Genomic DNA, 13,516 nt, shown 5'->3' on the forward strand with positions numbered 1-13,516 from the left:
CTTCTATAATTAGAGTAAAGCAATTGACAATGAGGAGGAAACAAGATGGTCAGTGACTGGATAAATCATTTGCCGCTGGAGGATGTAAGACAGGTAACGCGTGTTGGCGGAGGCGATGTCAATCAAGCCTACCGAATCGATACCGGCAAGGAAAGCTATTTTCTTCTCATCCAGCCGAATCAACCGCAAAGCTTCTACGCAGGTGAAATTGCCGGTTTAAGTGCCTTTAAAGAAGCCGGCATTCAGGCTCCTCGAGTAATTGCCAACAAGCTTAGTATAAAAATTTTTTATTCTATACCTGATTTTATAATTGTATTCTACTAAAATCTAATCGAAATTCAAACGGCTTTTATTGAATATAGCTCACTGGATTAACTGCCCCTTTATGTGGTGGTGGAGTCCAAGGGCCTATATACAATTCAAAATGCAGATGAGACCCAAATGATTCGCCTGTATTACCCATTCCGCCAATCACTTGTCCCTGAGTCACTCGTTCACCTGTAGATACATTATAAGCGTTTAGGTGAGCATAGACCGTCGTATACAATTTTCCATCAATTTGATGGGAAACCATTACCGTATTTCCATAACTTGAAGATTGATACGCTCTGAAAACTACTCCGTCAGCTGCAGCCTTAACTGGTGTTCCCTCACTGTTAGCTATATCAATTCCTGGATGAAAGCTGTTATCAAATGACCGATTACCAAACCCAGATGAGATATAACCCTGAGTAGGATTAATAAAATCTGATTTGTTTAACGATAACTTTTTTAATGATAAAGTCGATGCTCTATTTTCTGCTGAACTCGTTTGAGCCTTTACAATGTCCTTTTCTTCCTTCTTATCCATTGACTTTTCTTTAATTTTGGATGCTTCTTTTCTTAATAACGCTAACTCATTTTTTTGATCTTTCTGTTTCTGAAGTAGATCATTTTCTAATTTTTTTAGATCTGCCAATCCATTTTTCAGATTTATCAGTTCTTGTTTTAGTATCTTTTGTTTTGATACTTGATCCTTCTTATCTTTCTCTTGAGCAGTCAGTATTTTGTTATCTGTTTCAGTAATCAATTTCAAGGCGAATAATCGATCCAGAAAATTTCCAAAACTATCTGCACCAAGAAGAACATCAAGATAACTGATTGCCCCTCCATTTATGTAAATGGAACGTATCCGTTCTTTTAATAATTTATCCCTAATACTGATCTGTTTGGTAAGCCGATCAATCTGATCTTTCATCGATTCGGATATTGCTTCACTTTCAACCAGTTTAGATTGTTTATCTGCTACACTTCTTTTTATCTTCTCAATCTGCTTTTCGGATGATTTAATTCTATTTATCGCTACATCTTGTTGTCTATCATTCTTCGACAACTGTTGCTCAGAAGATAAGCTTTGTTTCGTATTGAATTGACGTTCTGAAGTGGCGTGTGCGTAGCTCTCCGTATAACTCGTTATCAACAAAAACGCTGTACCCAAGATCATTGTTGTGCGTAAATATTTTCTTTTCACTACTATCTTTCCCCTTTAGCTTCTTTTCTTTTCTTTGGAGTTTTAAGGTGAAAGACCCCCGCTAGAGCCATTAATCATATCGTAACAGTTCAATATGACAAATTTCGACATGTTTCGATCTCAATATTATTTCGTTTAATTAATTAATCGCGATTTATTTTTTTATCTGAAACCTCCTCAATTTCTCTATAATGTGGTTTAGTTATTAAAATAATGATAATCAATAAATGTGTGGATTTTGTGTGGAAACTATGTAGAAACAAATTATGTTGTAAGATTTAGAACATGTTGATGAACATCACTAAATACGATGATTGATAGAAATAAATTGAGGAATAAATATGAAGGAAAGAGCTGTTCATGAATATTCGGAAATGGCAAAAAGTCATGGAAACAGATCAGGTGCTCACCCTGTCGGTGGGTGCTTCTCAGTTGATTTCCGTGATTTGTGAGAAAACCAATTTAATGAAACGATCAATCATCTGCCGGATTGGGATGAGATCCGTTCGAAAGCCTCTCTCGGCGTTCGGTCGAGCGTTGGATCACCTGCACGAGGCCGGCCCCTGGCGTGTGTATTCCACCCCTGTCTCTTTCCGCCTATCAGAAACCGGGTCTCCCGGTGTCCGGTGTCCGCAGCGATACCACATCCTATTTGTTTTAGGGCAGCTACACTTCGCCAGATGGGGCGGACGGGACACCTGCCATTACGTATGGCTACAGTAAACAGCATCATCCTGATTTGAAGCAGATCGTCATCGGGGTTATACTTTTTTAAATTATGAGAAAAAGCCGATTTCCCATTTTTAAGGAAAAATGGGAAATCGGCTTTAATTTGTTTCTTTATTATTAACATTGTTATCCTGCACAACAAGAAAGTGTAGATATATCTTTGTCAAATGTGAGTGCTGCTAACCTTAAGCCTTCGGCCATAGTGAGATAAGGCGTGAGGGTATCTTGAAGATCTTCCACAGTCATCCCAAACTTTACGGCTAATGTCGCAGCATAGATCACGTCTCCCGCATTTTCAGCAACAATATGGACGCCCAAGACCTTGAGTGTCTTTGCTTCTGCCACTAATTTAAAGACACCAGTCGTCTCTCGATTAACGATTGCTCTGGGCACGGTACTTAAAGGCAGAACAGACGTTTTTACCTTAAGGCCTTTTTTTATTGCCTGCTCTTCCGTTAATCCAACCATGGCAGTTGATGGAGTTGTAAACATAACGCTCGGTACAAAGTCTAAGTCGGTTTTTTGACCAAGTCCTCCGACGGCATTGTCTGCAGCAAGACCGCCTTGATAAGCAGCGACATAGACGAATTGCGGGCCGAGCGTGACATCCCCAGCTGCATAAATACGTGGATTGGTCGTTCTGGAAAATTCATCAATGAGGACTTCACCCCGGGTACCGACCTTAACGTTTGCTGAATACAGATTTAAGTTTGCTGTGTTCGGTTTGCGTCCTGTTGCGACAAGCAACTGCTCTGCTTCAATAACTTGTTCCTTACCCTCAGTCTTTATATGGACTTTCTTTATCTGCCCGTCTTGTTCGATACGCTTGAATTTTATTCCGGTAATAAAATGAATACCTTGTTGTGTTAAAGCTCGTGTTATGGTTTCCGATATTTCCGGATCATATTTTTTTAATAATTGATTGCTCTGCTGCATCAATGTTACTTCCGTACCTAAATGATGAAAAAGCTGACCTAATTCAAAACCTACATAACCGGAACCGATGACCGCAAGACGTTTCGGGATCTTTTTCAGTTCAAGTAAAGTTGTGCTGGTTAAGAAATCCACATGATTTAGTCCGGGAATATCGGGTATGAGCGGTGAAGCACCGGTGGCGATTAAAAAACGCTTTCCCGTCAGTTGTCTGCCATTCACTTCGATCGTTTTTTCATTGACAAACTTTGCCTCTCCTTTAATAAGTTCAAAACCATAAGTTCCAATTAAATTTTCATACTTTTGGATCCGTAATGTTTCAACCAATTCATTTTTTTGCTCAACCAGTTGCGCTAAATCAGCTTCAGCTGCTGAAGTGTGCAATCCCTTGAATGGATGATTTTTTGCCTGGTTATTAATTTCCCCGGCTCTGAGCAAGGTCTTAGAAGGAACACAGCCGATATTAACACAGGTACCGCCAACTATACCTCGTTCAATCATTGCCACTCTGGCGCCATACTCTCTGGCTTTAATGGCTGAAGCAAAAGCCGCACCGCCAGAGCCAATAATAATGTAATCGTAGTCGTCTTCTTTATCAGAATCTCCTTCTGATTGGATCTGCATAAAATTTACAGGTTGATAGTGTGCTTCAACTATTGCCCGTTCCACAGTCTCCTTTTTAATACTAACCGGGAGCCCAAAAAGAGCTTCCCCACGTTGATAATTAACCTTAATGTTTCTTGCACCAATATGTTCCAGAGTACTTGCCACATGGTCTTCACACCCGGCACAAGTCATCCCCTGAACAGTCATTCGATACGTTATCATATGATTTCCTCCTCGTATTCTCACATTAAGGATTCAATAATGGGGCACTCATAAATCTCTTTATTCTCAGGACATCTTTTTTTCAGATCGACAAGCATCTTTTCAAGTTTGTTTAATTCCTCGATTTTATGCTGTATCTCACCAATCTTGTTAACGGTAAAATCATATATATCTCTGCACTTCACTTCATTGCGGTCAACAACGCCTAACAACTTGTCAATTTCATTCAATGTAAATCCTAATCTCTTCAACTTTTTAATAAAATTCACTCGGTCCACTGTTTGAGCCTTATAGATACGGTATCCTTTCGCTGTACGAGAGGGAATTGGAATTAGCCCCAGCCGTTCATAGTACCGGATCGTTTCTTTGTTGACGTAAGTTCGGCTGGCCAGCTGTCCGATTCGTAACCCCATTTGTTTCACCTCATATACAATATAAACCCTGTACCAAAGTACAGGGTCAACCTTTATTCCTAAACATAACTCCGTATCATGACGGTAATATCATTAATTGGTCTTTTAGAATGGACTCAAGTGAAAATAGAGCTTTTCAGATTCAAAAAATGGCCGTACGATTTTACTATATTGAATTTCTTGTACAGTTTGCTATAATCTCTTTTTCCTTCTAATACATCAAAAACTAAGCTTAATAACTTAGGAAAACGAGAAACAATCTTTTGCATCAATTTCGGATTTTTGTAAAATTTCCGGCCAAACTGATCCAATGTACTGAGTTCGGGCATGATTGTCAGATCAACATCTCTTTGATAGGTTAAGAATGCTTCACTATATCTATCCCTGATCGACTTTATTAAATGGTCAGAAAGTAATTCAGCACTCCACAAAGCATAGTAGATGCCCTCTCCGGCAAATGAATCGACCAGTCCGGCTGCGTCTCCGATTAATGCTGTTCGTTGCGTCATGATTGGCTGCCGGGTACCGCCAGCAGACAAAAAAGATCCCTTCGCGCTCAGCAGATCTCCACTCATTTCCTGATGGTCCAGAAATGAAAGCAAATATTTCGACATCAATTTCCGACTTAACGAGTAAGAACCGATGCCTGCCGATAAAATTCCATTTTTCGGAAATATCCATATATATCCGTCAGGTACACTGGTATAATCAATGATAAACTTGTTTTTATATTTTGCGTTTGTTGCCTGGTCACATCTGAATTCATATTCCAATGCCAGAGCTTTCCTTCGTTCCGACATTAACCCCACCTGTTTCGCAACGATACTGTTTACGCCATCGGCTCCAACCAAATACCGTCCTGAATATTTCTCATCCCTTGTGAAGACCTCGACCCCTCCACCACACTCGACCACTTTTTTAACGAAGGAATCCTCTTTCAGTTCTACACCACAGTCAACGGCATGTTTCGCCAGTAGTTGATCCAATTCGTCTCTCATAACCATATAAATAAACGGCGTTTTATGTTTAAACTCCTGAATGTCATGATTACCTTCCACCGTGACAAATGAAGTGATCTGATCTCGAATAATCGGTGTGATAGCAGTCGGCATTTTCAGGAGGGCTCTCTTGGTAATCCCGCCTCCACATACTTTATAACGCGGAAAACTTTGCTTCTCTAAAATTAAAACATGAAGCCCTGCTTCAGCAAGCTTTGCTGCCAGTGAACTGCCACCAGGACCTGCTCCGACAATAATCACATCATAAATTTTTGAATCCATTTTGTTTCCCAACCTTTTAGCATTCAATCTTTTAGAGACTGATGCAATTCTCACATTGTGAAAATACGGACATTCCTCATAAAAATAGAAAATCACCCCATGTCTATCTGTCATTTGCTAAAAATCATTTCACCACTATTTATTCATATCACTATGATTATGGTCATGCGTGTTTATACTGCCAGGATTCTGTGTATTTGAAGGTGGCTGAATGATTGCGTTGATTGTCTGCGGTACAGCAGACAATACAATCACGATCGATAGAATTGAAGAGATGGCATAAACCCATGCGACCGGGCGTTCATGTCTCCATTTGTGTTTCGCTACGAAAATAAACCGGATTGAAATGATCAGAGAAATGATCAACAGGATGACTTTTAAAAGGGGAGGCATATTAAATAAAACTGCCCCAATCGACGTTAAGCCGACAGAAATCAATAGTATATGCAGCCAGTGATGAGATGTAGCAATAATGGCGAAAAGGACTGAACCTATGGTTTTTAGTAAGGTTTTCCCTCGATTTGACTTTTTATTTGTTGAAACTGATCCAGATTTTCTGTTCCTCATGCCGCTTCTCCTTTTCTTTATTTTCTAATTTTCTTTGTTACTCTCGATGAGCGGCTTTCATTTGTCTATAGCGTCCGATCATAAAACCGATTGCTAAGATAATCGTTGCCAAAGCCGTCAATTGAGCGACTTTTAGATTAAGTAATGTCCTTAGGCTGTCTCCTCTCCAGAACTCTAAAGTAAATCTCAATGTTGAGTAAAGTGCTAACATCTGAAGGAATAGAAACCCTTGGAATGGTTTTCTATATTTAATCAATAGCAAAAAGCCAAAGATGATCAAATCACCGATGGCCTCAAATAAGGGCATCGGCAGGACCGGCGTGCTACCAAAGATGTTGTAGACAAATGTTCCCGGGGGATAGGAAACAGCTAAGATGGAATCGCTTGGAATACCATAAGCGTCACCGGTAAGAAAATCTGAGATCCGACCAATCGCCATTCCGAGTATTAACGCTGGTGCCACGATATCGGCTACCTGCCAAACTGGCAATTTATGCTTCTTAGCGAGCCAGATTCCTACTAAAGTACCGCCGAGAATGCCACCTTGTATTGCCAGTCCCCCCATCCAAACCATAAAAATTTCTGCTGGATGAGCAGCGTAATACGGCCATTTGAAGAGAACAAACCACAATCTTGCTCCAAGAACACCACCCAATACACAATAAATAGCGAATTCCACCATGTAATCCGCTTGAATACCTTGCCTCTTGGCCTCACGATTTATCAACCATAAACCAAAGAGCGTTGCCAGAGCTACCGAAGCACCCAACGTATTAATTGGAATCGGTCCGATTCTAAATAAAACAGGTCCTGGAAACCACATGAACCTTCCTCCCTTTTAATAAAAATAATCACTTTATAAGTTGAATCCTATTGCAAAAATGTGTGGAAACGATGTGGAAACGATAAACTTCGGTTATGATTATAGAAAAATTTTTGGTGATGCATATCAATGAAGAAGGTCATGGAGATTGACCAAAGGAAAAAAAGTCATCTATCTTTTATCATCTTATTTTTCTGTAGTTAATGGCACATAATTGACATCTCTAGCACACTAAAAAAATTTATTCAAATGTACATTTGAATAAAATAAGAAATGATGTATAATATAATCAAATGAATATTTGAATGATAAGGAGGTCGCTATTAGTGGTCGAAAAAGATACATGTGAAATTTATTGCTATGACGAAGAAAAGGTCAATCGCATACAAGGCCTTTTAAAAAATGAAAATGATGGGCTATCTCGCGTTGTTCGATTGTTCAAAGCGCTTGCTGATGAAAATAGGTCAAAAATAGTCTTTGCCTTATGTCAAGATAAGGAGCTATGTGTTTGTGACGTTGCAAACATTATTGGTTCTTCCATAGCAACGGCTTCACATCACCTACGCACTCTCCGTAAGCAAGGTCTTGTAAAATATCGAAAGGACGGAAAAATGGCATTTTATTCGCTTGATGATGAACACATCAAACAATTAATTTCTATTGCAATGACGCACAGAAAAGAGGAGAAAACTCATGTCTGAACAACAAGTCAAGTCATATCGAGTTCAAGGGTTTGACTGCATGGAATGCGCGAACAAGTTTGAAAAAAATGTAAAGCGGTTAGATGGAGTGATTGAAGCTAAAGTGAATTTTGGCGCTTCTAAGATTATGGTTACTGGAAACACAACCATTGAAGCGTTAGAAAAAGCAGGAGCGTTTGAAAAATTAAAAGTCAGGGATGAAGCAGAACAAACTGTTGAACATGTACCATTTTGGAAGCAAAAAGAAAATTTTAAAGTCTACATTTCAGCCTTTCTATTGATAATCAGTTGGATTATTGGGACTCAATACGGAGAGCTGAGTCTGATTCCTACCATCGGATTTTTAGCGGCTATTATCATCGGTGGCTACTCGTTATTCATTGAAGGTTTTAAAAATCTGATTCGGCTTGACTTTGATATGGACACTCTTATGACGATTGCTATTATAGGAGCGGCCGCGATAGGTAAATGGGAAGAAGGAGCAACGGTTGTTATTCTCTTTGCGATTAGTGAAGCGTTAGAAAGTTATTCAGCAGATAAAGCGAGACAATCTATTCAATCGTTAATGAAAATTGCACCAAAAGAAACATTGATTCGTCGGAACGGTCAAGAATTGATGGTCCCTGTTGTAGATGTTCAGGTTGGTGACACAATGATTGTGAAACCAGGGCAAAAATTGGCTATGGACGGAGTTGTGACTAATGGAACATCGACTCTAAATCAAGCCGCTATTACTGGCGAGTCAGTACCAGTAACAAAAACCATTAATGACGAAGTCTTTGCTGGGACATTAAATGAAGAAGGTTTGTTGGAGGTCAAAGTTACAAAAAGAGTTGAAGATACAACTCTTTCTAAAATTATTCATTTAGTTGAAGAATCTCAAGCAGAAAAAGCACCTTCTCAGACGTTTGTTGATCGTTTTGCAAAAGTCTATACGCCAGCGATTATTATTTTCGCTGTCCTGTTGTCCGTGATTCCTCCTTTATTCATGGGAGATTCTTGGGGAGATTGGATCTATCGAGGGTTAGCCTTGCTGGTTGTCGGTTGCCCGTGTGCTCTGATCATTTCTACACCCGTAGCTATTGTCACATCGATAGGAAATGCTGCCAAAAACGGTGTAATTATCAAAGGAGGAGTTCACCTAGAAGAAGCTGGCTCCCTCAAGGTTATTGCCTTTGATAAAACCGGTACATTAACAAGAGGGATTCCAGAGGTTACAGACGTTGTAACTTTTAATAAAAACGAACAAGATATCATAACCTTAACAGCGGCTCTTGAAAAAGGATCTCAGCACCCACTCGCCTCAGCCATTGTTAGGAAGGCTGAGGAAGAAAGGCTGAAATTTAACGATATTGAGATTGAGGACTTTCAATCCATTACTGGTAAAGGTGTCAAGGCTAGAATTAACCAGAACATGTACTATGTGGGAAGCCCGAACCTTTTTGAAGAAACACTTTCTAATGGGATTAAAAAAGCTATTCATAATCAGATTGTAACCCTTCAAAAGCAAGGGAAAACAGTAATGGTTTTTGGAACGGACGGAGATATTCTTGCCCTTATCGCTGTGGCTGATAAGCTAAGAGATTCAGCGAAGAATGTTATCCAAAAACTTCATCAGTCCGGTATTGAACAAACTGTAATGTTAACAGGGGACAACAAAAGTACAGCCGAGACAATAGGAAAAGAAGTCGGTGTTTCTGATATTCAAGCAGAATTGCTACCGGAAGAAAAGCTAAATTATATTAAGTCCTATCGTGGGAAGCAAAAGGTTGCAATGGTTGGTGATGGGGTGAACGATGCCCCAGCATTGGCAGAAGCCACTGTGGGTATTGCTATGGGGGGTGCTGGAACAGATACAGCTTTAGAGACAGCCGACATTGCCCTTATGTCTGATGATTTAACAAAATTGCCCTACACAATAAAATTGAGCCGTAAAGCTTTGGCGATTATTAAACAAAACGTCACGTTCTCACTAGCTATTAAAGCTATTTCTATATTGCTTATTTTCCCAGGGTGGCTAACACTATGGATTGCTATTTTAGCTGATGTGGGAGCTACAATAATTGTCACATTGAACAGTTTACGACTCGCGAAAGTTAAAGAGTAAAAATCAAAGACAAAACCTTCGCTTGATTGGCGAAGGTTTTAGTGCTGATTATGGAAGATGGGGGGATGTGTAAGTTAGTACGTTTTGGAACAGCATTGATACACAGATAAGTTTGGTCGATTATGTGAAGCGGTCCGGTTACCATCATTGTTTGTTCAATGTTTTAATGTTTTCTCAAATTAATCACGGAGGAACACAGAGAGTGAGTAATCTACCACACTAAAATTAATGATTAAAAGAATCCATGTATAAATAGTAAAAGGATCATCTGTCAGTTTCTTTTAATTTGTTTCCTTCTTTGTGAAATTAGTTAAATGTATCTTTGGAACGAATCTAGGTACCTTTTTCATATACTCGAGATATTCCTCACCAAACTCTTGAATCATGTTCTGTTCTTCTCTTTTTGCCAGTTTCCTGTACATAATCAGTAAAGTAGGCGCCATAATGAGTGTAATTAACGTTGGCCATTGAATCAGAAAACCGATAATTGCCACTCCGAAACCGGTGTATTGAGGATGGCGAATAAATCGGTAGATCCCATCCGTGACTAATTTTCCTTCCCCTGAATGTATTTTTCTCCAACCAATCCCGATAATAATCAATCCGCCAAAAATAAACACATTGCTTAAAGGGTGAAGAATATCAAATAAAATCGGAGATCCTCCTGCTACTGCCACCCATAGATGACCATTAATATGATTGAACGGATCAAGAACTGGATAATTCTTCCCAAGGATAGATGTCAGGATATAGATGGTCAGGGGATAACCAAACATTTCGCTGAACAAAGCGACCATAAACCCTGTAAATGCCCCCAAAGTTCTCCAGTCCCGTTTTGTCGTCGGTTTAAACACGGAGTAAGCAAACAGTCCGAAGAAAACGATGTTGAATAGGACAGCACCCCATAGACCGTACGCGTATTTTCCATCAGGCATGAGCAAATCTCCTCTTCATAAATAATCTATAAACCAGCTCATTGTTTCTTGTTTTATTTTTTTAGTTTTTCACAATAATCTTTCCTCTGAACATCCCCATCTGGCAGGTAAAGTCATAGGATCCTGTTTTCATGGGAGGGAGATCAACAATAACCTTTTCTCCAGCCGGCAGCGTCGCGCTTTTCTCAAATCCAGGAAAAATAACCATTCCGTCACAGGCTCCTGTCTCTATACGGGTAAACTCAAATCGAACCGGTTTCCCGCTCTGGACAACAATACGGGACGGATTATAGCCGTTTTTAACCAGGATCTTAGCCTCCTGAAAACCGGAAGCATTCGTTTCCGCAAGGCTTCCTCCTTTTTTCGGTCCCCAGAAGTACCAGGCGATCACACCAATTAATAACAGTCCAACAACTGTAACAAACCAATTCATTTGAATCATTCTCCCCTCTTTAATTAAATTTAAGTTTCAATTGTTTCAAACGGTTCGCGTTCAGGACAACAGTTAAAGAACTGAACGCCATGGCTGCTGCGGCAACCAGCGGCGATAACAGGATGCCCGTGAAGGGATAGAGCACACCCAAGGCAATGGGAATACCGATTGCATTGTAAATAAAGGCGCCGAATAAACCTTCGTAGATGTTTTTCATCGTGGCTCGGCTGACTCTAATAGCCCTAACAACCCCCTCCAGGCTCCCGGAAATGAGTGTGATATCACTTGCTTCAATGGCGACATCCGTTCCGGTTCCAATGGCAATACCGACATCGGCCTGTGTGAGTGCCGGTGCATCGTTAATGCCGTCGCCGACCATCGCCACTTTCTTCCCTTCTTCCTGAAGCCTGCGGACATTTTCCGCCTTATGCTGAGGAAGGACCTCCGCCAGGACCTGATCAATGCCCACCTGTTTGGCGATCGCGCGGGCCGTTCGCTCGTTGTCCCCGGTAATCATCACGACTTCCAGGCCCATTGATTTCAATTCATGAATAACGGAAAGCGAGTCCTTCTTGACGATATCGGCAACCGCAACGATGCCACCGGCTTCCCCATTGATCGCCAGGAACATCGGCGTCTTTCCCTGATCGGCCATCGAGGCAGCATAAGAGTTAAAGCCGTCCAGAGGAATCCCTTTTTCCTTCATCAGTTTTAAATTACCGAAATAGATCATTTTTCCATCGACCGTTCCTTCAACTCCATGTCCCGGAATCGCATTGAAGCCCTCACTCTTAACAGGCGTCAACCCTTTCTCCTTAGCCTTTTCCACAATAGCGGATGCCAGCGGATGTTCGGATCCCTGCTCAACCGAAGCGCTGATGAGAAGGAGTTCTTCCTCAGTAAATTTTCCAAGGGGAACGATATCCGTCAGTGAAGGCTTTCCTTCCGTTATCGTGCCGGTTTTATCCATGACGATCGTCCTTAGTTTCTGTGCGATTTGCAGCGCTTCTCCGGAGCGGATTAATATCCCGTTTTCCGCTCCTTTTCCAATACCGGTCGTCAGGGACATCGGTGTTGCCATTCCCAGCGCGCATGGGCAGGCAATAATTAAGGTCGTCACTGCAACAATCAACGCATATACCCATCCCGGCTGCGGCCCGAAATCATACCAGACGATATAGCCGAGTATGGCCGCAATAATGACACCCGGAGTGAAGATTGACGAAATCTGATCGACAACTTTCTGAACGGGAATACGCGATCCCTGGGCCTGCTTCACCATTTCCACAATATTGGCTAATGCCGAGTCCTTTTGTTCTTTGGTTACTTTGAATGTAAAACTTCCTGTTTTATTCAGCGTCCCTCCGAAAACTTCATCGCCTTCATTCTTTTCCACAGGTATAGATTCTCCGGTCAGCATCGACTCATCAATAGCTGAACTTCCTGAGACAACGGTTCCGTCTATGGCGACCTTTTCACCGGGACGGACAATAATTTGATCACCGATATTTATTTCCTCTAACGGTACCTTGACTTCTTTTCCATCCCTGACAACGTTGGCTGTCTGAGGCTGAAGGGCAACCAGTTTATTAATGGCTTCGGATGAACGTCCTTTAGCTTTTACTTCCAGCGCCGATCCAAGAACAACAAGCGCCGTGACAACTGTAGTGACATCATAGTAGACATCAGCCATTTCAGGTCTCGGAAAAATTTGCGGCCAGAACAGGGCGACCAGAGAATAGAGCCACGCCGCCGAAACACCGGTTGCGATCAGCGTGTTCATATTGGCGGAGCGCTGTTTCAAGCCTTCCCAGGTGCCAACGAAGAATTGACCACCGCTTCGGATCACGACGAACAAGGCGAGTATTCCCATGATTAACCTGGCCCACCACAGTTGCTGGCTTCCCATCGGAAGCAGCTCACGTAACCCAGGAAATAAATTAGGGTAAGAAACTAAAATAACAGGAACAGATACAGTAGCTGCCAGCCACCATTTCTTCATTAGCGACCGATATTCTAATTCCTCAGTTGATTCTCCTTGCTGACCTTGTTCTGGCTTGATGTGACCGGTCATCATCCCATGCTCATGATCTTGATGTTCATGCATGTGCTGTATTTTTTCAGCTTCCATTTTCAATTCTCCCCTCCAAAGTATTTAATAAATGAAAATCTAATGCTCAGTTTGTTTTCTATACTGTTGTTTCTTAGTAAGAGATATCCCTTATGCTATACCATCATTCATGGTGTCTATTTTAAG

At 41.1% G+C, this 13,516-nt stretch carries 12 protein-coding genes; 3 read left to right on the forward strand and 9 right to left on the reverse strand.

Annotated features, from left to right (window positions below; all coding sequences use genetic code 11):
- Positions 1-45 precede the first annotated feature (45 nt).
- Complete coding sequence (locus tag AC1MBV_RS16020) at positions 46-324, forward strand: fructosamine kinase family protein (RefSeq protein ID WP_255748373.1); 279 nt, start codon at positions 46-48, stop codon at positions 322-324.
- Positions 325-349: 25 nt separating this feature from the next.
- On the opposite strand, the gene AC1MBV_RS16025 is transcribed toward AC1MBV_RS16020, so the two are convergent.
- From AC1MBV_RS16025 to lgt, 6 genes are all read right to left on the reverse strand, one after another.
- Positions 350-1,510 (reverse strand): murein hydrolase activator EnvC family protein, encoded by a 1,161-nt coding sequence (locus AC1MBV_RS16025; RefSeq protein ID WP_010024625.1) that lies wholly within the window; start codon positions 1,508-1,510, stop codon positions 350-352.
- An 855-nt stretch (positions 1,511-2,365) separates the two neighbouring features.
- Positions 2,366-4,000, reverse strand: coding sequence for a mercury(II) reductase (merA, locus tag AC1MBV_RS16030; RefSeq protein WP_010023127.1), 1,635 nt, complete (start codon positions 3,998-4,000; stop codon positions 2,366-2,368).
- A gap of 20 nt (positions 4,001-4,020) precedes the next feature.
- Positions 4,021-4,413: an Hg(II)-responsive transcriptional regulator gene (gene merR / locus AC1MBV_RS16035; protein ID WP_010023125.1), complete on the reverse strand. Its 393-nt coding sequence runs from the start codon at positions 4,411-4,413 to the stop codon at positions 4,021-4,023.
- A gap of 116 nt (positions 4,414-4,529) precedes the next feature.
- On the reverse strand, positions 4,530-5,693 hold the full coding sequence (locus tag AC1MBV_RS16040; RefSeq protein ID WP_093672801.1) for a geranylgeranyl reductase family protein: 1,164 nt from the start codon (positions 5,691-5,693) through the stop codon (positions 4,530-4,532).
- 135 nt (positions 5,694-5,828) lie between these two features.
- Positions 5,829-6,260: a hypothetical protein gene (locus AC1MBV_RS16045; RefSeq protein WP_177184748.1), complete on the reverse strand. Its 432-nt coding sequence runs from the start codon at positions 6,258-6,260 to the stop codon at positions 5,829-5,831.
- A gap of 37 nt (positions 6,261-6,297) precedes the next feature.
- Entirely contained in the window at positions 6,298-7,083 is a 786-nt protein-coding gene (gene lgt / locus AC1MBV_RS16050) for a prolipoprotein diacylglyceryl transferase (RefSeq protein ID WP_093672799.1), read from the reverse strand.
- Positions 7,084-7,409: 326 nt separating this feature from the next.
- Between lgt and AC1MBV_RS16055 the strand changes: the two genes are divergently transcribed.
- Positions 7,410-7,784 carry an ArsR/SmtB family transcription factor gene (locus AC1MBV_RS16055; protein ID WP_093672797.1) on the forward strand — a complete coding sequence of 125 codons (375 nt, stop codon included), beginning with the start codon at positions 7,410-7,412 and terminating at the stop codon, positions 7,782-7,784.
- Complete coding sequence (locus AC1MBV_RS16060; protein WP_093672795.1) at positions 7,777-9,891, forward strand: heavy metal translocating P-type ATPase; 2,115 nt, start codon at positions 7,777-7,779, stop codon at positions 9,889-9,891. Before AC1MBV_RS16055 ends, AC1MBV_RS16060 begins: the two co-directional genes overlap by 8 nt.
- A 281-nt stretch (positions 9,892-10,172) precedes the next feature.
- Here AC1MBV_RS16060 and AC1MBV_RS16065 read toward each other — a convergent pair whose 3' ends face one another.
- The 3 genes from AC1MBV_RS16065 to AC1MBV_RS16075 all read right to left on the reverse strand — a co-directional run bounded on the left by AC1MBV_RS16065 (position 10,173) and on the right by AC1MBV_RS16075 (position 13,390).
- Positions 10,173-10,826 carry a methyltransferase family protein gene (locus AC1MBV_RS16065; RefSeq protein WP_010027497.1) on the reverse strand — a complete coding sequence of 218 codons (654 nt, stop codon included), beginning with the start codon at positions 10,824-10,826 and terminating at the stop codon, positions 10,173-10,175.
- Positions 10,827-10,887: 61 nt separating this feature from the next.
- Complete coding sequence (locus AC1MBV_RS16070; RefSeq protein WP_010026851.1) at positions 10,888-11,259, reverse strand: cupredoxin domain-containing protein; 372 nt, start codon at positions 11,257-11,259, stop codon at positions 10,888-10,890.
- A 19-nt stretch (positions 11,260-11,278) separates the two neighbouring features.
- Positions 11,279-13,390 (reverse strand): copper-translocating P-type ATPase, encoded by a 2,112-nt coding sequence (locus tag AC1MBV_RS16075; RefSeq protein WP_093672793.1) that lies wholly within the window; start codon positions 13,388-13,390, stop codon positions 11,279-11,281.
- Between the last annotated feature and the right edge of the window lie 126 nt (positions 13,391-13,516).

This window comes from Sporolactobacillus sp. PKPK-6 (genome assembly GCF_056678885.1).